The organism is Aquabacterium sp. OR-4, assembly GCF_025290835.2.
GTDB lineage: Bacteria > Pseudomonadota > Gammaproteobacteria > Burkholderiales > Burkholderiaceae_C > Pseudaquabacterium.
This window is the reverse complement of the sequence record NZ_JAOCQD020000002.1, coordinates 622,867-644,868: the sequence shown is the minus strand read 5'-3', so window position 1 is coordinate 644,868 and position 22,002 is coordinate 622,867. Positions and strand designations below refer to the sequence as shown.

Below are 22,002 nucleotides of genomic sequence, written 5' to 3'. Positions count from 1 at the left end.
ACGCCCCACCGCCCCGTCACCGACTGCCGTTCGACCGATGACCTCAGCCGCCACCCCCGCCGCCCGCTTGCGCCAGCAGCCCGTCGACCAGGCCCATGGCCTGCGCCAGCTGTTCGCCGGCGCGCGCCAGCGCTTCGTGCCGCTGGTGCACAACCGGCACGTGGGCTTTGGCGGCGTGGTGATGGAGCGCCTGTGCACCGCCTTTGCCGGCGAAGGCCTGCGCACCCTGGTGGTGGACGCCGCCGACACCGCCAGCCCGCCGCACGAGCTGGCGGCGGTGGATCTGGCGGCCTGCATCGAGCGCCTGTCGCCCCAGGTGGGCTACCTGGCCGCCCGCGGCCTGCCGATGCGCTACCTCGACAGCCGTGCCAGCACCGGCGGATTTCTACAGGCGCTGGCCGCCGCCGCGCCGCAGGCCGACATGGTGCTGGTGCATGCCGGCGCGGCCGACCTGCGGCGCCTGTTCACCGGCCGCACGCCGCGCCCGGTGCTGATGGCCGGCCTGCGGCCCGACAGCCTCACCGAGGCCTATGCCGCGATGAAGCTGCTTGACCAGCGCCTGGGCACGCTGACCTACGACACCGTGGTGGTGGGCGACATGTCGCCGCGCCGCGCACGCCAGACCGCTGAACGACTGGCGCAGTGTGCCGACCATTTTCTCGGCGCCGCCATCGGCTGCTGGGCAGTGGTCGACCCCGTGGCCCCGGCACGCGCCGGCGTCTCGGACGACCTGCACCTCCTGGCGCAGGCGCAGTTGCCGCAGGACCGCCCGCTGGGCGATCACCTGCCGGCAGCCGCGCATGGCGCTGTCCTGCATGCCGCTGCGCCGCTTGCGTCGCAGCCTGGCCGATTGAACTGAAATGTCCGTACCGTTCCCCCGGAGCCAGACCATGTACACCGAAAAGGGCCGACTCGACGCGAACGCGCTGCTCAAGCAGTACAGCCCGCTGGTCCGACGGCTGGCGCACCAGATGATCGCCAAGCTGCCCGCCAACGTGGAGCTGGACGACCTCATCCAGGTGGGCATGATCGGCCTGTCGGATGCCTTGTCGCGCTTCGATGCCGGCATGGGGGTGCAGTTCGAGACCTTTGCCACCCAGCGCATCCGCGGCGCCATGCTCGACGAGCTGCGCGGCAACGACTGGATGAGCCGGGGCGAGCGGCGCCAGCAGCGCAGCATCGAGGCGGCGGTGCACAAGCTCGAGCAAAAGCTCGGTCGCGCGCCCAACGAGAGCGAAATCGCCAAGGAGATGGAGCTGTCGCTGACCGAGTACCAGGAGCTGCTGGGCAAGGTGCGCGGCACCCAGCTGGTGTACCTGGAAGACATGACCGGCGAGGACGGCGACAACGACTACCTCGACCGCCATGTGGCCGACGACGACGCCAACCCGCTGGCCATGCTGGAAGACCGCCGCATGCGCGAGGCGCTGGTCGAGGCCATCAAGAACCTGCCCGAGCGCGAGCAGTACGTGATGAGCATGTACTACGAGCACGACATGAATCTCAAGGAGATCGCCGCCGTGCTCAAGGTGACCGAAAGCCGTGTCTGCCAGCTGCACAGCCAGAGCATCGCGCGGCTGCGCAGCCGCCTGCGACCTGGTAGCTGGGGCACCCGGCGCCGCGTGCCGCGGCGCCACCCGCCGGGCGGGTGGGCGGGCCTGCTTGGGAGCGGCCCGGCGCTGGCCCGCTGGAGCACCCGGCACCGCGTGCCGCGGCGCCACCCGCCGGGCGGGTCGGCGGGCCTGCTTGGGAGCGGCCCGGCGCTGGCCCGCCGGGGCACCCGGCACCGCTTGCCGCGGCGCCACCCGCCGGGCGGTGCGTTGAGCTCGGCTCAGGCCGAGCCGGCCCGGGCCGCAGCGGCAGGCGCGGCGGCAGGCGCGGCGGCAGGCGCGGCGGCATCCGGTGCCGGGGCCTGATCACGGCCCGTGTCCAGATCCCGGTCCAGCGCCAATTCACGCACCGCACCCAGCGCCGACACCAGGCGCGCCGGGCCCTGGCCTTGCACCAGCTGCCAGGGCAGGCCGCCTTGGTGCAGCAGCGCGCGGATGCGGCTGTCCACCGGCGCACGCACCTGCGGACCGTCGCGCTGCAGGCCGTCGGCCACCCAGGCGATGTCCAGCGCCATCAGCAACGTGATGTGGCAGCGCGCATGCGCGGCCAGCGCCAGCGCATCCAGGCTGCGGTCCGCGAACACGATGTCGCTGTAGACGGCGGTCATCAGCGCGGTGGTGTCGGCCACCACGATGTCGTGGCGGGCGGCCGCAGCCTCGATGCGTGCCGTCTGCGCCGCGGCAATCGCCTGCTGCTCGTGCGGCTGCGGCGTGCGGCCATGCTGATGGCACCAGTCGCGCAGCCATTCGCCCACCGCCGTGCAGCGCAGGCCGGTCTGCGCGGCCAGGGCGGCGGCCAGTTCGCTGGCCAGGGTGGATTTGCCGGTGCTTTCGGCGCCGACGATGGCGATCACCCGCCCCCGGGGCGGCGCGGCCCGCGCCGGCCCAGGCAACAGATCAGCCGGCGGGTGCGCCGCCGTCATCGGCCGGCGTCCACTGCCGCCGGCCGTGGCACCAGCGCCGCCCAGGCCCGCCAGCCCCACAGCGCCATCAGCGCAAACAGCATGTACAGGCCCACGGTCAGCCACAGGCCCTTGACGGCAAACAGCGCCATGCTCACCAGGTTCACCGCCACCCAGGTGGGCCAGTTGTCCAGCCACTTGCGGGCCAGCAGCCAGGTGCCGGCCAGGCTGCCCACGGTGGGCAGGGCGTCGAGCCAGGGCACGTCGGAGTCGGTGGCGTGGTCCAGCAGCAGGGCCAGCAGCGGCCAGGCGGCCAGCGTGGCCAGTGCCAGTTTCAGGCGCTGGTGCCGGCCCATGCGGCGCACCACCAGCGCGGCGCCATCGCTGCCGGTGCCGCGTTGCCACTGCCACCAGCCCCACAGCGCCGCGGCGATGAACACGCCCTGCAGCGCGGCCTCGCCGTACAGCCGGCTGTGCATGAACAACCAGGCATAGAGCGCCGAGCTGGCCATGGCCAGCGGCCAGCCCAGCGGGTTGACGCGGGCATTGCACACCACCATCCACACCGAGATCACGCAGGCCAGCAGCTCGAGCCCGGTGACCGGGCTGCCGCCCAGCGTGGCCAGCGGCTGCAGCAGGCTCTCGCTCAGGGCGTGGGCGAGCGCCTGGCCTGGCGCGAGCGCAGCCCCGCTCAACGCCGGGCGCTGAGGTACTGCACAAACACCTCGTCAGGCTTGACCATGCCCAGCTCGGCGCGGGCACGTTCTTCCACCATCTCGAGGCCCTGGCGCAGGTCTTCCACCTCGGCCGCCAGGCGCTCGTTGGCCGCGCGCCGTTGCGCGTTGGCGGCGAGCGCCGCATCCAGCTCGCGCTGCTTGGCCGCCACATGGCGCAGGCCACCATCGCCCAGCCACAGGCTGTACTGCACCAGGCCCAGCAGGGCGGCCAGGGCCAGCGTGATCAGGCGCATTGCAGTGGCCTCGGCCGCGCCAGGTCAGCGCAGGTTGTAGAAGGCCGCGCGGCCCGGGTACACGGCCACCTCGCCGAGGTCTTCCTCGATGCGCAGCAGCTGGTTGTACTTGGCCATGCGATCCGAGCGGCTGAGCGAGCCGGTCTTGATCTGGCCGGCGTTCAGGCCCACGGCGATGTCGCTGATGGTGGAGTCTTCGGTCTCGCCCGAGCGGTGGCTGATCACGGCGGTGTAGCCGGCGCGCTTGGCCATCTCGATGGCGGCGAAGGTCTCGGTCAGCGTGCCGATCTGGTTGATCTTGATCAGGATCGAGTTGGCGATGCCCTTGTCGATGCCTTCCTTCAGGATCTTGGTGTTGGTGACGAACAGGTCGTCGCCCACCAGCTGCACCTTCTTGCCCAGGCGCTCGGTGAGCAGCTTCCAGCCCTCCCAGTCGCCCTCGTGCATGCCGTCTTCGATGCTGATGATCGGGTACTTGTCGACCCAGGTGGCCAGCATGTCGGTCCACTGCGCGGCCGTGAGCTGGATGCCGCCTTCGCCTTCCAGCACGTACAGGCCGTCCTTGTAGAACTCGCTGGCGGCGCAGTCCAGGCCGATGGCGATCTGCTCGCCGGCGGTGTAGCCGGCCTTGTCGATGGCCTGCAGGATCAGCTGGATCGCGGCCTCATGGCTCTCGACGCTGGGCGCGAAGCCGCCTTCGTCGCCCACGGCGGTGCTGATGCCCTTGTCGTGCAGGATCTTCTTGAGCGCATGGAACACCTCGGCGCCCCAGCGCAGGGCCTCGCGGAAGCTGGGCGCGCCCACCGGGATGATCATCAGCTCTTGCAGATCGAGGCTGTTGTTGGCGTGGGCGCCGCCGTTGATGACGTTCATCATCGGCACCGGCAGCTGCACGCCGCCCATGCCGCCGAAGTAACGGTACAGCGGCAGGCCCGATTCTTCGGCCGCAGCACGGGCCACGGCCATGCTCACCGCCAGCATCGCGTTGGCGCCCAGGCGGCTCTTGTTCTCGGTGCCGTCCAGGTCGATCAGGGTCTTGTCCAGAAAGGCCTGCTCGGCGGCATCGAGGCCCAGCACGGCCTCGCTGATCTCGGTGTTGATGTGGTTGACGGCCTTCAGCACGCCCTTGCCGAGGTAGCGGCCCTTGTCGCCGTCACGCAGCTCGATGGCTTCGCGGCTGCCGGTGCTGGCGCCCGAGGGCACGGCCGCACGGCCCATGGTGCCGCTTTCCAGCAGCACGTCGCACTCGACGGTGGGATTGCCGCGGCTGTCCAGGATTTCGCGGCCGACGATGTCAACAATGGCGCTCATGATGTGGCGGATCGGTAGTGGAGGAGTCTCGAAAACAAGCGAGAGTCTACGACGCCGGCGTTGTGTGGCGTGATGCAGTTGCCTCGGCGGGATGGCACATCGCCTGCATCCGTTCATCCACCCTGCGTGCTATGCAGCGCGGGAAACAGTTGTTTCTCGCGCTTGTTGTGTCGCAATGCCTCCCGTACCGTTCTTTCGGGAGCCGTGAATACCAGCGAAGCCACGTTCGGGCTCGCTCGCGCGCTCCCGCAACCGAGGGAGATTGAATGAACGTCAGGAAGTTTGCTGCCGCAGCAGGTGCAGCGGTGTCGATGTTGGTGACGCCGGTGGTGGCACATGCGGCAACGGCCACCGTGCAGTTGGGGTCGTTCCATATTCAATTGTTCGACCTGGACCCGCTGGACGGAATCGCGCCGACGCTGACCTGGGTGGGGACACCGTACGCCCGCAGCTTTGCGGTGATGGCTCAACCTGGCTCGATCGGGGCGTCCGAGCACAACGCGGGCCTGATCGGAGAGGCCTTGAGCGCCTCGGCAGTCACGCCCGGTTCTGCCGCCTCGAGCAGCATCACGCCAGGCCAGGTCTTGGCGTTGAATGGCGGCGTGTCGTCCAGCGTGAGCGCGAGTGCCACGGGAGGCGACAGCGGCTACGCTGGCGCGGAGATCGTGGTCGGTGTGTTTTCACTGAGCGCCAAGACCTTGATGGTGGTCAGTGCCACGCCCGGCCTGGTTCAGTCCAGCGCCGTGCTCGGCGAAACTGCCGACGCAATGGCCAGCCTGTCGATCCAGGGTCTGGTGTCCGGCGCGCAGAACAGTCACGCCTCGACCTACGACACCTACCGGACCAGTGGCGACACGCTTCATCACTCGCAATCGCTGCCCCCGGGGCTGACCATGTCGTGGGTCAACCTGTCGTCGGGCTCGGCGTCTGGGGAGATGTCCGCCACGCTGCGGGTCGAGGTGTCGAGCGTGACGGCCGTGCCTGAAGTGTCAGCCGCGGTGCTGATGCTGGTGGGCCTGCTGGGCGTTGGACCTCTGGCCATGCGCCGCCGTCGCTGACGACCGCCCGGGGGCGACATGGCCTCAGGGCGTCGGCCCGCTATGTTGCCCTTGCGCCGAACTGCCAGGCGCCTTGGGGCCGGCGGATGTCAGACGCCGTCGACGACCACCATGCGCATCACGCCGGCGCCTTCGCGCAGCGTGCGGGCATGGGTGTAGGTGTCGGAATGGTAGAAGCGCTTGGCGGCTTCGCGGTCGGCAAACTTCAGCATCACCAGGCGCTGCGGGGCCCAATCACCTTCCAGCGTCTCGCTGGTGCCGCCGCGCACCAGCACCTCGGCGCCATGCTCCTGCATGGCCCGGGTGGACCATTCGCGGTACTTGACCATCTGCTCGGCGTTGGTCACCGTGACGTCGGCAATGATGTAGGCCGCCATCCTGTCAGCCCCTCGTCCGGCGAGTACACCGGGCGATCCCCCGAGGGGATGCGGGCCGGCTTGGGGCGGCCCGGCGCTCGGCCCGCTCGCATTGAACGTGGTTGTGGCGCATGGGTCAGCTGTTGAAGTCGTTTTCCAGCAGCGGCCGGCTCTTGACCACGCGGTCCAGCGCCACCAGCTGCGCCAGCAGCGCGGCCATGTGCTTCAGCGGCACGGCGTTGGGGCCGTCCGACCAGGCCTTGGCCGGCTCGGGGTGGGTTTCCATGAACAGGCCCGCCACGCCGGCGCCCACACCGGCCCGCGCCAGCACCGGCACCATCTCGCGCGCACCCCCGCTGGTGCCGCCCAGGCCGCCGGGCTTTTGCACCGAGTGCGTGACGTCGAACACCACCGGCGCACCCGACTTGCGCATCTCGGCCAGGCTGCTCATGTCGGCCACCAGGTTGTTGTAGCCAAAGCTCACGCCACGTTCGCAGGCCAGGAAGCGGTCTTCGCTCAAGCCCGCCTCGCGCGCGGCGGCACGCGCCTTGTCGATGACGTTCGTCATGTCCCAGGGCGCCAGGAACTGACCCTTCTTGATGTTCACCGGCTTGCCCGACTGGGCCACGGCGCGGATGAAATCGGTCTGGCGGCACAGGAAGGCCGGGGTCTGCAGCACATCCACCACCGCGGCCACCGGCGCCACCTGGGCCTCGTCGTGCACGTCGGTGAGGATGGGCAGGCCGGTCTGGCGCCGCACCTCGTCGAGGATCTTGAGCCCGGCATCGATGCCCACACCGCGCTGGCTGCTGCCCGAGGAGCGGTTGGCCTTGTCGAACGAGCCCTTGTAGATCAAGGGGATGCCCAGCGCCGAGCAGGCATCTTTGAGCGTGCCGGCGACGTCGAGCGACATCTGCAGGCTCTCGATCGAGCAGGTGCCGGCGATCAGGAAGAAGGGCTTGTCCAGGCCGGCTTCAAAGCCGCAGAGTTGCATCGCGCTGCTCCGTCTCGGTCAGGCCGCCACGGCCGGGGTGGCCGCATGGGCCAGGGCCGCCCCGATGTAGCCGATGAACAGCGGGTGGCCGTCCCAGGGCGTGCTCTTGAACTCGGGGTGAAACTGCACGCCCACGAACCACGGGTGCGCGGCGCGCGGCAGCTCGACCATCTCGGTGAGCTTCTCGCGCTGGGTGATGGCGCTGATCACCAGGCCGGCCTGCCGCAGCTGCTCGAGGTACTTCTCGTTGGCCTCGTAGCGGTGGCGGTGGCGCTCGGTGACCACCGCGCCGTAGATCTCGAAGGCGATGGTGCCGGGCTTGACGTCGGAGCTTTGCGCGCCCAGGCGCATGGTGCCGCCCAGATCGCTGCTGGCATCGCGCTTCTGGATGCTGCCGTCGCGGTCTTGCCATTCGTCGATCAGCGCAATCACCGGGTGCGGCGTGGCGGGCTCGAACTCGGTGGAGTTGGCATCGGCCAGGCCGGCCACATGGCGCGCGAACTCGATGGTGGCCACCTGCATGCCCAGGCAGATGCCCAGGTAGGGCAGCTTGTGCTCGCGGGCGTATTGCGCGGCCAGGATCTTGCCCTCGATGCCGCGCTTGCCAAAGCCGCCGGGCACCAGGATGGCGTCAAACTGGGCCAGCGTGTGCACCGTGTCGGGCGTCAGCGATTCGGCGTCCACGTACTCGATCTTCACGCGGGCGTGGTGGTGGATGCCGGCGTGGCGCAGCGCCTCGTTGAGCGACTTGTAGCTGTCCGACAAGTCGGTGTACTTGCCGCACATGGCGATGGTGACCTGGTGCTTGGGGTGCTGCACCTCGTGCACCAGGCGGTCCCAGCGCTGCAGGTTGGCCGGGCGGGTGAGCAACTGCAGCTTCATGCAGATCTGTTCATCCAGGCCCTGCTCGTGCAGCACGCGCGGCACCTTGTAGATGGTGTCCACGTCCCACATGCTGATCACGCCGTGCGTGGGCACGTTGGTGAACAGGCTGATCTTGTCGCGCTCGTCGGCCGGCACTTCGCGGTCGGCGCGGCACAGCAGCACGTCGGGCTGGATGCCGATCTCGCGCAGCTTCTGCACCGTGTGCTGGGTGGGCTTGGTCTTCAGCTCGCCGGCCGCGGCGATGAAGGGCACATAGGTGAGGTGCACGAAGGCCGTGGCATTGGGGCCCGAGCGCAGGCTCATCTGGCGCACCGCTTCCAGGAAGGGCAGCGATTCGATGTCGCCCACGGTGCCGCCGATCTCGACGATGGCCACGTCCACACCCTCGGCGCCGCGCTTGACGAACTCCTGGATCTCGTTGGTGACGTGCGGGATCACCTGCACCGTCTTGCCGAGATAGTCACCGCGGCGCTCTTTTTCGAGCACGCTCTTGTAGACCTGGCCGGCGGTGAAGTTGTTGCTGCGCTTCATCCGCGTGGTGATGAAGCGCTCGTAGTGGCCGAGATCAAGGTCGGTTTCGGCACCGTCGTCGGTGACAAACACCTCGCCGTGCTGGAACGGGCTCATCGTGCCCGGATCGACGTTGAGGTAGGGGTCCAGCTTGATCAGGGTGACCTTCAAGCCGCGCGATTCGAGGATCGCAGCCAGCGAGGCCGACGCGATGCCCTTGCCGAGAGAGGACACCACACCGCCGGTGACGAAGACGTACTTGGTCATGTCGTGACGCATCGATGCGCTGCCGCTGGCTGGCTGCGCGCACGAATGCTCTGGTGGTAAAGCGCGATTATAGGGGGCCGGGCGCCGGGGGCCGGAGGCCGGGAGCCTGCAGTCCCGCGGCGGCCAGCGCCGTGGCCGGCAGCCCGGGCACCGGCAGTCGCACCGTGAACAGGTGGCCGGCCAGTGGCTGCCGGGCCAGTGCGGCTGCGTCCAGATCCTGCCGGGCGGTGGTGATGTAGGCGGTGCGCAGGTCGTCGCCGCCAAAGGCCAGCTTGGTGACATTGGCCACCGGCAGGCGGATCTGCTGCAGCAGCTCGCCCGCGGCCGAGTAGCGGCGCAGGCCCCAGCCGCCCCACACGCCCGTCCACACGGCGCCTTCGCTGTCGACCACCGGGCCGTCGGGCCAGCCTTCGCTCTCGGTGAGCTGCACCAACACGCGCGCGGTGCCCAGCGTGCCGTCGTCATGGATGGGCGCGGCCAGGATGCGGCGGCCGGCGGTGTCGGTGGCGTAGAGCGTGCGGCCGTCGGGCGACACCGCGGGCCCGTTGGTGATGGGCACCGGCGCCAGGCCGGTGTCGTGCAGCTGGCCGTTGCGCAGGCACCAGAAGCGGCCGCTGGCGGCCTGGTGCGCGTCGTCCATGCTGCCGAACCACAGGCGGCCCTGCGCGTCCACCGTGGCGTCGTTCAGGCGGTTGCCGGGCAGCGCGGGCTCGGGCGCGCACAGCAGCCGGAAGCTGCCACACACCGGGTCCACCCGGTGCAGCCCGGTCTGCAGGCCGGCCAGCAGGCTGCCATCGTCCACCGGCCACACCCAGCCGGCCTGGGCCGGCGCGGCAATGCGGCGCAGCCGGCCGCTGGCCGGGTGGTAGTTCAGCAGCTCGTGGCGCTTGATGTCGGTGAACCACAGGCTGGCGCTGGGGGCGTGCCACACCGGGCCTTCGCCCAGCTGGGCGCCCACGGGGCAGGCCACGGTGGCGCTGAAATGGTCGGTCATTGCGAAGGCAGGAAGGAAGGCGGCGGGGTCAGCCGCGGCGGCTGCGCGCGCGGCTTTGCGGCGCGGCGGGGGTCAGCGGCGCGATGCGGCCTTCGGCCACCACGCTGGCCAGGTCGTCGCGGGTTTCGTCCAGCTGCACCAGGGCGGCCTGGTGCGCGGCCAGCGGGTCGTGCGCCTGCAGCGCGGTGAGGATGGCCTTGTGCCGCGGCAGCGACAGCGCATGCGTGTCGGGGTGCAGGCTGCTGAGCTTGATGGATTCGCGCAGCGCCAGCGACAGCATGTTGCCGATGTAGGCCAGCAGGTCGTTGTTGGTGGCCTCGGCGATGCGGCGGTGAAAGGCCACGTCGGGCTCGAGCAGCTCTTCGGGCGTGCGCGCGGTGGCCATGCCCTCATAGGCCTCGGCCACGCTGCGCAGCTGGGCCTCGGTGGCCACCTGGGCGGCCAGGGCGGCGGCGGCGGGCTCGAAGATGCGCCGCACGGTGAGCAGGGTGCTCACGAACTCGGGCCGCGGCTTGCTCTGGATCATCCAGTACAGCACATCGGGGTCGAGCAGGTGCCACTCGTTGCGCGGCCGCACGATGGCGCCGGCGCGCTGCTTGCTCACCACCAGGCCCTTGGCCACCAGCACGCGCACGGCCTCGCGCAGCACCGGGCGGCTGACCTCGTAGGCGGCCATCAGCACCGGCTCGCCGGGCAGGCGTTCGCCGGCCGCGATCTCGCCGGAGACGATGCGCACGCCCAGCTCGCGCACGATGCGGCCGTGCATGCTCTTGCCATCAGGCTTGCGGCCGTAGGCCGAGTGCTCGGTGTGGATCTCGTGGTCCATCGAGAGAAAGCGTCCTGGCTCGTCCATCGGGTCGGGGTCAGCGGCGGAAGCCCGCAGTGTGCCGCATGCCCACCCCCGCCCGGCTGACGCGCGGCGGCCAGCGCCGCGGCCGGTTCATGGCGCTGCGGCCCGGGGGCGCTTGAACTCGGCCACGAAGCCGCCGCGCGGCGCCAGCGTGAGCTGCAGGCTGCGGCTGGCCCGCAGCGGCCGCTGCACCAGCGCGCGCGGCGTGTCGCCGTCGGTGGTGAGCTGGCCGCTGCGCCTGGCCAGAAAGCCCAGATCGAGCGTCAGCCGCGCAGGGGCCTCGTCGGCGTTCAGGCCGGCCAGCCACCACTGGCTGCCGGCTCGGCGGGCGATCACCACCTGGTGCCCGGGCGTGCCGGCGACGAAGCGGGTTTCGTCCCACTGGCGCGGCAGGCGGCGCAGCGTGGCCTGCACCGGCGCGGCCACCGTGGCCATGCCCTCGGGCACCTCGGCATAGTGCTGGATGCCCGAGGTGAACAGCACCGCCTGCGCCAGCTCGAAGCCGTTGCGCGTGACGCGGCGGATGTTGGGGATGTCGCCGAAGACCATCGGCGTGAAGTCCATCGGGTCGAACAGGTTGCGTGCGAAGGGCAGCATGGCCGCATGGGCCGGCACGGCGTCCTGGTCGGCCTGGGTGAAGGTGGTGAACTCGAAGCCCTTCACGCCTTCCATGGTCATCAGATTGGGCCAGGTGCGCTGCCAGCCGCGCGGCAGCGTGCTGCCGTGAAAGTTGACCAGGAGGCCGAACTCGGCCGCGTCGCGCAGGATGTCGAGGTAGTAGCGGATGACGCCGAGGCCGTCGCCGCCGAAGAAGTCGACCTTGACGCCCTTGACGCCGATCTCGCGCAGCCAGGCGAACTCCTGGCGGCGCGTGGTGGCGTCGTGCATCCGGTTGCGCGGGGTCAGCGGCGTGGTGTTCCAGGGGCCGGCCGAGTTGTACCAGAGCACAATGCCCACGCCCTGCGCGGCGGCATCGGCCACCAGCGTGCGCATGCGCTCGCGGCCGATCTTCACGTCCCAGCCGCTGTCGATCAGCAGGTAGTTCCAGCCCATGCGCGCGGCGTAGTCGATGAACTGGCGCTGCACCGGCTCGGTGGTGACGTCGTCCTTCAGCAGCGCCCAGCTCCAGGCGGCATGGCCGGGCTGGATGCGCGCGGCGTCAAAGGCCACCGCCGGCGGCGGCGCCAGGTCGGTGCCCAGCGTCGACTCCATCACCGTGCGCAGCGCACCGATGGCGGCAAAGCGCCAGGGCGTCGCCAGGCGTGGGCCGCCCTCGGCCAGCAGGGCCGTTGACAGGCCGGCCACGCCGGCGGCCTGGGCGCCGTAGGCCATCACCTCGCGGGCGTCGGGCGGGGCCAGGCGGTAGTGGGCGCCACCGGCCCGGTCAGCGGCCGCACCGGCCGCACCGGCCGCACCGGCCGCACCGGCCGCACCGGCCGAGCCGGCCGGGCCAGCGGCCGCATCGCCCGCATCGGCCGAATCCGCCGCCAGGCGCGAGGCGTGCCAGCTGCCATCGAGCCCGCTCTCCGACACCGCCACCCAGTCGGGCCCGCTGCGAAACAGCGCCGGAAACACCCAGCCCGCCGGCAGCGGCGAGGGCGTGCCCACCGGCACGTCGATGCGGTAATGCTCCTCGTAGGCCGGGTTGCTGGCCTCGAAGCCGGTCTTGGCCACCTGCATGGGCTGCAGCCAGGCGCGGGCGCCGCTCGCGAAGCGAAAACCGCCGGTCTCGGTGGCCAGCGCCAGCCGGGCCTGGCCCGGCACCTCGGCGGCCAGGCGCCAGGCCACGCCGTCGTTGGCGGCGCGCAGCGTGACCGTGAGGCGCTGCTGCTGCGCATTGGTGAACAGGGCGCTGGCCTCGCGGGCGCGGTGCAGGTGCTGGCGGCGCTTGGAGACGGCCAGCTCATAGCGCTCGGTGATGGCGCGCACCGGGCTGCGCTCGGCCAGCTGCAGGCCGCGGCTCAGATCGACCGCCTGATCACCGGCGCTGAGCGTGAGCCCCAGCGGGGCCGGCAGCAGCACGGCGCGGCCGTTGCGGCTGGCGCGGTAGAGCAGCGTGCCATCGTGGCCGGCCAGCAGCTCGATGGCCAGGCGCTGGTCGGGGCTGGCCACGCGCAGCAGCGGGGCGGCCGTGGCCGTGTGGCCGGGCGTGGCCGCCAGCGCCGCCTGGGGCGCCGCGCCGATGAGCAGGGCGCCGGCCAGCGCCGCCGCGGCCGTTTCATGGTGCCGATTCGTCATGCCGGGGCCCCGCTGCGAATGCCCCACAGCGACACCCCGGCCGCCGACTGCGCGCTGAAGCACACGCTGAACAGCTGGGTGTTGGGGTTCCACTGCCGCGACAGCACGCCGGCATGGGCCGTGCCGTTGCTGGCGGTGAGCGTGATGCGGTTGCTGCCGTCGTGTGTCCAGCGGCCGTTGAAGCCGCCGCTGGCGGTGCTGCTGGCCGTGCCGTCGGCCGCCAGCGTCAGCAGCGTGCTGGGCTTGATGCTGGCCGAGATGTCCTTGCCATGGTCCACCAGCTTGTAGCTGCCGGGCACCTCGGCCGCGGCCACCGTCTCGCTGAGCGGTGTGGCGCTGAGCGACAGCGGCACATGGCGCAGCGGCGCCATCACCGGCCAGCCCTCGGCATTGAGGTGCAGCGCATGCACGCGCACCTGGTGGCCGTCGCCCTGGCCCGGAAAGCGGCTGTGCATGAACAGCCAGTGCTGCTGCGTGGCGCTGTCGAAGAAGGCCGAATTGTGGCCGGGCGAGACATAGCCCGGTGCCGTGCCGGTCTCGCCCGTGGCCAGCGCGAACTGGTGGTTGCCCAGCAGCTTCTGGCCATAGGGGGCGATGCTGGCATCGTCAAACAATGGCTTGCTGGCGTCGGCCTTGCAGTCGGTCATCACGCGGCCCTGGCCGTCGACATAGGGCCCGTTGGCCTGGCGCGAGCGCGCCACGCGGATGTTGTAGGCGCCGTTGGCATCGAGCCCGCCGAAGGACATAAACAGGTAGTACCAGCCCGACACCGGGCTGTGCAGGATGTAGCCGCCCTCGATGCGCGCATGGTTGCCGCCCACCAGGTGCTGGCCATAGCCCTGGCCGGCCACCGGCTTGCCGCTGGCGGGGTCGAGCTTGAGGATGAACAGGCCGCCCGAGTACGAGCCGTACAGCAGCCACCACTGGCCGGCGGCATCGGCAAAGGTCTGGGGGTCGACGACGTTGGGATGCTTCGTTGCGTCGTAGACCGTGCCGTCTTCGCTGGCCAGGCCCCACATGCCGCTCTTCAGGAAGATGCCCTGGTCCTGGTACGGCCCTTCCACGCTGGCGGCCGTGGCCAGGCCCATGGCCGAGCGCGGTGAGTCGCCCTTGCAGGCGTTGTAGTAGTAGGCAAAGCGGCCATCGGGCAGGCGTGCCACGTCGGCGGCCCACAGCGTGCTGCTCTGGGCCCAGGCAAAGGTCTCGGCCAGCTGGGTGCTGATGTTGCTGAACAGCGGGTTGCTGTTGCTCACGCCGCTGGCCAGCAGCTGCCAGTTCAGCAGATCGGTGCTCTTGGCGGCGGCCAGGTGCGAGCCGAACACGTACCAAGTGCTGCCGACACGGAGCACCGAGGGGTCGTGCACGCTGACCTCGGCAAAGCTGACGGCCGTGGTGGCCGGCGTGCTGCCGCTGCCGGCGCCGCTGCCAGTGGTGCCGGACGCCGGCGTGGCGGCGGGTGTGGCGGCGGGTGTGGCCGCGGTGGCGTTGCCGCCGCCACCGCCGCCGCCGCAGCCGGCCAGCGTGGCGCCGGCGGCCAGCAGCAGGTGGCGGCGTTGCAGGGGAGAGGATCGGCGCATGGTTCAGGGCTCCAGCGTGAACACCTGCACCGAGGCCGGCGGCAGGTTCAGCGTGAGGGTGTTGCCGCGGCGCTGGGCCTGCACCGGGCGCGGGCGCACCACCTCGGGCTGGGCCAGGGTGTTTTCGGCGTCGAGCGCCGGGGCCACCAGCTGCTGGCCCAGGGCGCGGGCCGGCGCACCGGCCGGCAAGGCCACCTGCACGGCATGGGCCTGGCGCGGGTCGGTGTTGACCAGGCCCAGCACCAGGCGGCCGTCGGCCGTGCGCGCCGCCGTGGCGCTGACCGCCGGCACCTTGTGCGCGCCACGCGCCACCTCGGGCACGCCGGGCAGCTGCACCGGCAGCGTGGTGGCGCCCTGGAAGGGCACGTACAGCGCAAACGCATGGTAGGTGGGCGTGAGCACCAGGCGCTCGCCCTCGGTCTGGATCATCGACTGCAGCACATTGGCCATCTGCGCGATGTTGGTCATCTGCACCCGCTCGGCCCGTTCGTGGAACAGGTGAAAGTGCAGTGCCGCCACCAGCGCGTCGCGTTGGGTGTTGTGCTGGGCCAGCAGGCCGCGGTGCTTGAAGTCGGCGTCGTCGTCGTACCAGGTGCCCCATTCGTCGATGTAGAAGGCGATCTTCTTCTCGGGGTCGGCCTGGTTCAGCAGCTTGAGGTTGGCGTCGATGTGGCCGCCCAGCGCCAGCGCATGGGCCAGCGTCGAGACCCATTCGTCCTCGCCAAAGCCGCGCGAGGCGCCCTTGCCGTGGAACTTGCCGCTCGGAAAGGTGTAGTAGTGGTGCGCGATGGCGTCGATGTTGAAGCGGATCTCGCGCGCCAGCACGTCGGTCCACACGGTCTGCGCGTCGTTGCCGCCCGAGGCGATCAGCTTGGGCCGGTTGGGCGCGCGCAGAAAGGTGCTGTACTGGCGGTACTGGGCGGCGTAGGTTTCGGGGCTCATGTGGCCGCCGCAGCCCCAGGCCTCGTTGCCCACCGCGAAGTGGGTCACCGGAAAGGGCTTGTCGCGGCCGTTGCGGCGGCGCTCCTCGGCCAGGGCCGAGCGGCTGTCGCTGGTGAGGTACTCCAGCCAGTCGGCCATCTCCTGCACCGTGCCCGAGCCCAGGTTGCCGTTGACATAGGCCTGCGCGCCGATCAGCTCGACCAGGTCGAAGAACTCGTGCGTGCCCACGGCATTGGGCTCTTCCACGCCGCCCCACAGCTTGTTCAGGCGCACCGGGCGCTGGGCACGCGGGCCGATGCCGTCACGCCAGTGGTATTCGTCGGCAAAGCAGCCGCCGGGCCAGCGCACCAGCGGCACCTGCAGGGCCTTCAGCGCGGCCACCGCGTCGTTGCGCCAGCCGCGGGTGTTGGGGATCTTGGAGTCAGGCCCCACCCACAGGCCGCCGTAGATGCCGGTGCCCAGGTGCTCGGCGAACTGGCCATAGACGTTGCGGTGGATCACCGGGCCGGGGCTGGCGGTGGCAATGGTCAGAAGCAGCGGCGCGGCGGGCGCGGCCTGGCTGGAGTCGGCGGTGCTGAGGCTCATGGTGCAGGCGGCCAGTGCAAGGCTGGCCCATCGGGCGAGAAAGGGGCGGGGGGTCATGCGGGGGTGCGGGTGAGGGTGGAGCGTGCGGCCGGCCGCCGGCGTCGGCCCAGCGCGGCCACGCCCAGTGCGGCGGCCACCAGTGCGGCGCTGCCGGGCTCGGGCACGGCCAGGGTGATGGCCAGGTCGTCGACGGCCCAGTGGCCGTTGGGCGCGCCGGCCAGGCTGTTGGCGATCACCAGCTGGTCGATGCCCTGCCAGTCGAGCTGCAGCTGCAGCGCGGCGCCGGTGCCGATGGCCAGCGGTGCGCTGCTGTAGACCAGCGCGCCGGCCAGCCAGCCTTCCAGCAGCAGCTCCTGCTCCTGCCAGGCAGAGGTGAACCAGCCGCCGGCCACGTGGAACAGGCCGCCGTCGGCGCGGCTGATCTGCATCTCGCCGCCATCCAGGCTGAACGCGGCATTCGGGCCCGACACCGCGGCCACGGCATAGCCCGAGCCCGGCAGCGCCGCGGCGGCGATGCTGGCGGCATTGGCAAAGCGCAGGCCGGCATAGCCATCGGCAACGGGCGTCAGGCCGTCGCCGGACAGGTCATCAAAGCCCAGCGGCGCGGCCTGGGCCGGCAGGCTGGCCAGGGCGGCCGCCAGCAGGGCGGTGCACAGGGTGGACAGGCGCATGGGGGCGATCCTTGTCGGGTGATTGAGGTTGGGGTGGCGTGGCTGGGCTGGGCGGGCTGGGCTGGAATGGCCGTCGCTCAGCGCGTGGCCAGCGCCTGCACCTGCGCGGCGCTGAGTGCGCTGCCGTACAGGCGCAGCTCGTCCAGCGCGCCCTGGTAGGGCGTGTCCCACCAGCTCACGCCCAGCGCGATGGGGCCGTTGGTGCTGGTGAAGACATTCGGGAAGCCAGTGCCGGCAAAGCGCTGCGTGCCGTTGACATACACCCGCACCGCGCCCTGCTGCACCGTGAAGGCCAGGTGGCTCCACTGGCCGGCGGGGATGTTCAGGCCGGTGCCGGCGTCGTACCAGGCGCTGCCCGACCACAGCATGGTGGCGTTGCCCACCCAGCCATGGCCGCGCGGCAGCAGGCTGACCCAGGCATTGCCGTCACGCGCGGCAAAAAACGCCGGCGTGAACTCGGTCAGCCGCTCCGGCTTGACCCACAGCGCCACGCTGTAGCTGTGGCTGCGCAGCAGGCCGTCGGGCAGGCGCACGCCGGTGCTGCCATCCAGCCACAGGGCCTGGCCGGCCACGCCGGCCACGTAGGCGGGATTGCCGCCGGCGGCGTCGATGCGCGCACCCACCGGCCAGCCGCTGGCGCTGCGGCCCGCGGCCTCGGCCAGGCTGCGCTCGAACGGGTAGTGGGCGATCAGGCCATCGGCCGCGCGCGCCGGCACCACCACGGTGAAGTCGCGCGTGAGCACCTGGCTGCCCTTGCGCAGCGTGGCGGTGAGCGTGACGCTGGCCGCGGGCTGGCCGGCGGCCGGCGGGGTGACGGCACCGGCATCGCTGAGCACCGCCGGGTTGGACGAGCGCCAGGCGATCGTGGTGCCGCGCGCGCCGCTGGCCGGCAAGGCCAGCGCCTGGCTCACGGCGCTGGTGTCGCCCAGGCTCAGCTCGGCGGCCACGGCGGCCAGCACCTCGGCCTCGCTGCGCGTGGGCAGGCGGCGGGCGAACACCGGGCTGCCATCGGGCGCCAGGCCGCTGAGGGCCAGCGTGCTGGCCTGCACCGTGTCGTCCCACTGGTTCAGCGCCACGGCCTTGACTTCGCCGAGGCCGCTCAGATTGAGCGTCAGCCGGTGGCCGCCGGTCAGCGACCAGCGGCCGCTGTAGGCGCCCGCCACCGTGCCATCGGCCAGCAGGCTGATCGACTGCGCGGTGTTCACCGTGGCGCTGATGGCCTTGCCGTGCAGCACGATGCGCCAGTCGCCGGCCACGAAGGCGGCGCGCAGCGTGGTGGCGGTTTCGCCGGTGTAGCGGAATGGCGTGATCAGCGGCCAGCCGTCGGCGTTGATCAGCAGCTGGTGGGTGCGCACCTCGTGCTCCTCGCCGCGGCCCGGAAAGCGGGTGTGGAAGACCACGAAGTGCTTGCCGCTGGCGGCATCCACAAAGGCCGAGTTGTGGCCCGGCGAGACATAGCCCGGCTCAGCCGTGCCGGCGCCGCCCAGGCGGCGCTCGCCCAACGCGGCATCGAAGCGGAAGTTGCCGATCAGCTTGACCGCGTGCGGCGCGATCGTGGCGTCGTCAAACAGCGGCAGCGCCGGGTTGGCCTTGACCGTGGCCATGTCGCGGCCGGTGGCATCGAGGTAGGGGCCGTCGGGGTTGCGCGAGCGCGCCACGCGCAGGTGGTAGCCACCGGCGGCATCGAGGCCGCCGAAGCTGGTGAACAGGTAGTAAAACTGGGTTAGCGGGCTGTAGAGCACATAGGCGCCCTCGATGCGCGCATGGTTGCCGCCCATCAGGTGCTTGCCATAGCCCTGGCCCGGCAGCGGCCGGCCGGTGGCCGGATCGAGCCGCAGCACGAAGATGCCGCCGGAGTAGGAGCCGTACACCATCCACAGCCGGCCCGTGGCATCGAAGAACACGTTGGGATCGACCACATTGGGATGGCGGGTGGCGTCGTACACCGTGCCGTCCTCGCTGGGCAGGCCCCACATGCCCGACTTGAGCACGATGCCCTGGTTGACGTAGGGCCCCTCCACACGGCTGGCCACCGCGATGCCCAGCGCCGAGCGCGGCGAGTCGCCCTTGCAGGCGTTGTAGAACATGTAGTAGCGGCCATCGGCCAGGCGCAGCACATCGGGCGCCCACAGCGTGCTGGTCTGGGCCCAGGCAAAGGTCTCGGCCAGCTCGCGCGTGACATCGTTGAACAGCGGATTGCTGGCGGTGGCGCCATCGGCCACGCGGCTCCAGCGCATCAGGTCGGGGCTGCGCGCGGCCGACAGGTGCGAGCCGAACACATAGTGCTGGCCATCGGCGCGGATGATCGACGGATCATGCACGGCGATGTTGGTGAACGTGGGCGGCGTGTAGGCCGCCTGGGCCTGGGCGGCGGTGGCGGGCAGCAGGGTGGCCAGCGCGCAAAGCCAGGCGGCGCGCAACGTGCGCGTGGCCCGGTGCGGCAGGCGCGCGCAGCGGCTGCGGCGCGGGATCGAGACCAGGGCAGACATCGACAACTCCGGCAGACAGGCCAGCCAGCGGCCGCCGCGTGGGGCCGCGGCCGGTGGAGGCGAGGTTCGGGCGTGGCCGCCGCCGGCAGGGCGGCGGCCACCGGGCCGGTGGGCCGGCTTACAGCTTCCAGCGCAGCGACACGCCGATGGTGCGGTCGAAGTAGCGCAGGTCGCGCGGCTGGTTGGGCTGGCCGTGGTAGTCGTGGTACGCGAAGTTGAGCAGGTTGTTGGCGTCCACGCCGATGCTCAGCTTGTCGCTGAAGCGGTAGCCCACCGAGGCGTCCAGCCACTTCTGCGGATCGACGATCAGGTTCAGGCCCTGGTTGCCGCGGTAGTTGATCTCGGCGGTGAGCTTCGAGCGCCAGTTGTAGGCCAGGCGGGCGTACCAGCCGTTCTTCTCGTACAGGCCGACCAGGTTGTAGGCGTTCTTCGACATGCCCGGGAAATCAGGCGTGGTGCCCAGCAAGGGGTCGGTGAGGCCACCGGTCATGTAGGTGTAGTTGGCCTCCAGACCCAGGCCGCCGAACAGGCCCGGCAGCTTGTCGTAGAACTGCCGGTAGGCGATCTCGAAGCCCTTCAGGTGGCCGGTCTGCGCGTTGTACGGGCGGCTCACCATGTAGGTGGTGCCGTCGTAGGTTTCGGGCGCTTCCTTGACCAGCAGGAAGTTCTTGAAGTTGTGGCGGAACACCGTGCCGGTGAGCGAGCCGGTCTTGGCGAAGTACCACTCCAGCGTCACGTCGACGTTGGTCGATTCGATCGGCTTCAGGTCCGGGTTGCCGGCATTGCCCACCGAGCGCGTGGTGTTGCCGTTGGACGGGTACAGGCGCAGGCCGGGATTGAAGTCGGCGAAGTTCGGGCGCTGGATGGCCTTGCCCACCGCCAGGCGGCTGATCAGGTCAGGCCGCCACGAGGCCTTCAGGCTCAGGCTGGGCAGAACGTCGGTGTTGCTGGTCTCGGTGGTGAAGGGCGTGCTCGAGACCACGTTGCCCACCGTGCCGTAGCCGCTGAGGGTCTGGTCGGTGCGCACCATGCGCAGGCCGCCGTGGCCGTCGATCGGGATGCCGGCCACATCGAAGCCCAGGCTGGCCTTGAGGTAGGCCGCGGTGGTGCTCTCCTTGATCTTGTAGAACGACAGCGGATCTTCGGCCTTGGCCGTGCTGCTGCCGGTGGCCAGCGCGCGTGCCTGGCTGATGTTGTCGAGCAGGAAGTTGCGGCAGGGCGTGACGAACTGGCTGAAGCCGTAGCGGCCGCCGGTGTCGGCCGACAGGCAGGCCAGGCCTGGCACGGTGGACACCGGGATGCGCAGCGCATCGGGCGTGGAGGTGAAGCCGTCCTTGTTGTTGATGTGCTGGGCCAGGCGCTCGTTGAAGCGCACGCCGGCGGTCAGGTCTTTCAGCCAGCCCTTGTCGAGCGACCAGGTGAGGTCGCCGCGCAGGTCGTCGGCGTTGCTCTCGTCGTGCTGGTGGTTGTCGAAGAACGCGAAGATGCGGAAGTTGGCCGGGTTGGTGACCCCGCCACCCGGGTAGTTGAGGTAACCGCCGCCATTGCGCACACCGGCCTCGACCGCCTTGGGGGCGAACCAGGTCAGGTCCATGATCGGGTTGGACTGCTTCCAGTTCCAGTTGGTGTGCACGTATTCGCCGCTGGCGCGCAGGTGGGGCGCGATGTCCCAGCGCGCACCCAGCGCGTACTGCTCGCCGCGCGAGTAGTCGCGCCGGGCCTGCGTGGAGCTGAGCGTGAAGTTGTCGGCCGAGGGATGGCTCAGCGTGCCCAGGTTGTTGGTGCCGGGCAGGGTGGTGATGTTGGCGCCGCCGCTGAAGACCGGCAGCGCGCCGACGAAGAAGTCGGACTCGGCGTCGTGATTGATCTCGGTGCGGAAGCCCTCGAACAGGAACTCCATGTCCTTGCGCGGCTTCCACTGCAGCGCAAAGTTCAGCGCCTCGCGCTTGCGGTCACCGGCGGTGAGCACGCGGCCGGCGTCGCTGAAGCCGGTCATCGTGCCGGTGCCGCCCGTCACGCCGTTGACGGTGTGCAGGCTCTTGTCAACAGCGATCGGGGGCGAGACCCAGCCCACCTCGTCCTGGTACTTGCCGCGCTGGTACGACAGGCCCAGCAGGCCGCCAATCTCGCCAAAGGGCGTTTGCAGGCGGTCGGACAGCAAGGCGCTGACGTCCGGGTTCTTGCTCTTGGCCTTCTCGCGGTACTCGCCCTTGAAGGCCAGCGACACCTCGCGGCCCTTGAAGTCGAACGGGCGGTTGGTGCGCACGTCGATCACGCCGGCCGTGCCGCCTTCCACGAAGTCGGGGCCCTGGGTCTTGAAGACGTCGATCTGCTTGAGCATCGTGGCCGGCACGTCGGCCAGAAACAGGCCGCGGCCGACACCGGTGAAGATCTCGCGGCCGTTGAACAGCGTGGCCACGCCACCCAGGCCGCGCACGATCACCTGGCCGGCCTCGCCGGCGCCGCGCTGCACCTGCACGCCGGTGACGCGGCTGAGCAGCTCGGCCACGTTCTTGTCGGGGAACTTGCCGATGTCCTCGGCGACGATGGAGTCAACCACCTGCTCCGATTCACGCTTGATGGTCTGCGCCGTCTCGGCGGCGCGCCGGGCACCGGTGACCACGATGGTGGTCTCGGCGCTGCTGCTGCTGGTCTGGGCCTGGCTCAGCGGTGCCAGGGCGGCCAGGGCGGCGGCCAGGGCAATGCGGTGCGGCACGGCCTGGGGCCGGGCGCGCGACTTGTCGTGTCGGTTCATCTGGGTCTCCTCGTCGTGGTGGGGTTGGAACAGGGCTC

At 70.7% G+C, this 22,002-nt stretch carries 17 protein-coding genes and 1 pseudogene; 3 read left to right on the top strand and 15 right to left on the bottom strand.

Translation table 11 applies throughout. From position 1 onward, the window contains the following. The first annotated feature begins 37 nt into the window (after window positions 1–37). Window positions 38–859: a MinD/ParA family ATP-binding protein gene (locus N4G63_RS15210; RefSeq protein ID WP_260786299.1), complete on the top strand. Its 822-nt coding sequence runs from the start codon at window positions 38–40 to the stop codon at window positions 857–859. A gap of 31 nt (window positions 860–890) precedes the next feature. Beyond that, window positions 891–1,595, top strand: a pseudogene (locus N4G63_RS15205) (RNA polymerase sigma factor FliA); the annotation flags it as partial. A gap of 236 nt (window positions 1,596–1,831) precedes the next feature. Here N4G63_RS15205 and N4G63_RS15200 read toward each other — a convergent pair. The 4 genes from N4G63_RS15200 to eno form a co-directional block, all read right to left on the bottom strand. After that, on the bottom strand, window positions 1,832–2,464 hold the full coding sequence (locus N4G63_RS15200) for an AAA family ATPase (protein ID WP_260786298.1): 633 nt from the start codon (window positions 2,462–2,464) through the stop codon (window positions 1,832–1,834). A 65-nt stretch (window positions 2,465–2,529) separates the two neighbouring features. Further along, on the bottom strand, window positions 2,530–3,207 hold the full coding sequence (gene pnuC / locus N4G63_RS15195) for a nicotinamide riboside transporter PnuC (RefSeq protein ID WP_314599894.1): 678 nt from the start codon (window positions 3,205–3,207) through the stop codon (window positions 2,530–2,532). Continuing rightward, window positions 3,204–3,482: a cell division protein FtsB gene (ftsB, locus tag N4G63_RS15190; protein ID WP_260786296.1), complete on the bottom strand. Its 279-nt coding sequence runs from the start codon at window positions 3,480–3,482 to the stop codon at window positions 3,204–3,206. Before ftsB ends, pnuC begins: the two co-directional genes overlap by 4 nt. 24 nt (window positions 3,483–3,506) lie before the next feature. Further along, window positions 3,507–4,793 (bottom strand): phosphopyruvate hydratase, encoded by a 1,287-nt coding sequence (gene eno / locus N4G63_RS15185; RefSeq protein WP_260786295.1) that lies wholly within the window; start codon window positions 4,791–4,793, stop codon window positions 3,507–3,509. Window positions 4,794–5,059: 266 nt separating this feature from the next. Between eno and N4G63_RS15180 the strand changes: the two genes are divergently transcribed. Further along, window positions 5,060–5,851, top strand: coding sequence for a hypothetical protein (locus N4G63_RS15180; RefSeq protein WP_260786294.1), 792 nt, complete (start codon window positions 5,060–5,062; stop codon window positions 5,849–5,851). Window positions 5,852–5,940: 89 nt separating this feature from the next. On the opposite strand, the gene N4G63_RS15175 is transcribed toward N4G63_RS15180, so the two are convergent. The 11 genes from N4G63_RS15175 to N4G63_RS15125 all read right to left on the bottom strand — a co-directional run bounded on the left by N4G63_RS15175 (window position 5,941) and on the right by N4G63_RS15125 (window position 21,964). Further along, entirely contained in the window at window positions 5,941–6,228 is a 288-nt protein-coding gene (locus N4G63_RS15175) for a DUF1330 domain-containing protein (protein ID WP_314599893.1), read from the bottom strand. Between the two features lie 115 nt (window positions 6,229–6,343). After that, complete coding sequence (gene kdsA, locus N4G63_RS15170; protein ID WP_314599892.1) at window positions 6,344–7,201, bottom strand: 3-deoxy-8-phosphooctulonate synthase; 858 nt, start codon at window positions 7,199–7,201, stop codon at window positions 6,344–6,346. Between the two features lie 18 nt (window positions 7,202–7,219). Continuing rightward, window positions 7,220–8,863, bottom strand: coding sequence for a CTP synthase (gene pyrG, locus N4G63_RS15165; protein WP_260786293.1), 1,644 nt, complete (start codon window positions 8,861–8,863; stop codon window positions 7,220–7,222). A gap of 67 nt (window positions 8,864–8,930) precedes the next feature. Next, complete coding sequence (locus N4G63_RS15160) at window positions 8,931–9,857, bottom strand: SMP-30/gluconolactonase/LRE family protein (protein ID WP_260786292.1); 927 nt, start codon at window positions 9,855–9,857, stop codon at window positions 8,931–8,933. 28 nt (window positions 9,858–9,885) lie between these two features. After that, on the bottom strand, window positions 9,886–10,710 hold the full coding sequence (locus tag N4G63_RS15155; protein WP_443112059.1) for a FadR/GntR family transcriptional regulator: 825 nt from the start codon (window positions 10,708–10,710) through the stop codon (window positions 9,886–9,888). An 87-nt stretch (window positions 10,711–10,797) separates the two neighbouring features. Next, complete coding sequence (locus tag N4G63_RS15150) at window positions 10,798–12,945, bottom strand: glycoside hydrolase family 97 protein (protein WP_260786291.1); 2,148 nt, start codon at window positions 12,943–12,945, stop codon at window positions 10,798–10,800. Further along, window positions 12,942–14,522, bottom strand: coding sequence for a glycoside hydrolase family 43 protein (locus N4G63_RS15145; protein ID WP_314599891.1), 1,581 nt, complete (start codon window positions 14,520–14,522; stop codon window positions 12,942–12,944). The genes N4G63_RS15150 and N4G63_RS15145 overlap by 4 nt, the downstream gene beginning before the upstream one ends. A 3-nt stretch (window positions 14,523–14,525) precedes the next feature. Further along, on the bottom strand, window positions 14,526–16,106 hold the full coding sequence (locus N4G63_RS15140) for an alpha-N-arabinofuranosidase (RefSeq protein WP_314599890.1): 1,581 nt from the start codon (window positions 16,104–16,106) through the stop codon (window positions 14,526–14,528). Beyond that, window positions 16,103–16,720 (bottom strand): PEP-CTERM sorting domain-containing protein, encoded by a 618-nt coding sequence (locus N4G63_RS15135; protein ID WP_260786288.1) that lies wholly within the window; start codon window positions 16,718–16,720, stop codon window positions 16,103–16,105. Before N4G63_RS15135 ends, N4G63_RS15140 begins: the two co-directional genes overlap by 4 nt. A 77-nt stretch (window positions 16,721–16,797) precedes the next feature. After that, window positions 16,798–19,209, bottom strand: a complete 2,412-nt coding sequence (locus N4G63_RS15130) for a LamG-like jellyroll fold domain-containing protein (protein ID WP_260786287.1) — start codon at window positions 19,207–19,209, stop codon at window positions 16,798–16,800. Between the two features lie 118 nt (window positions 19,210–19,327). Next, window positions 19,328–21,964 (bottom strand): TonB-dependent receptor, encoded by a 2,637-nt coding sequence (locus tag N4G63_RS15125; RefSeq protein WP_260786286.1) that lies wholly within the window; start codon window positions 21,962–21,964, stop codon window positions 19,328–19,330. Between the last annotated feature and the right edge of the window lie 38 nt (window positions 21,965–22,002).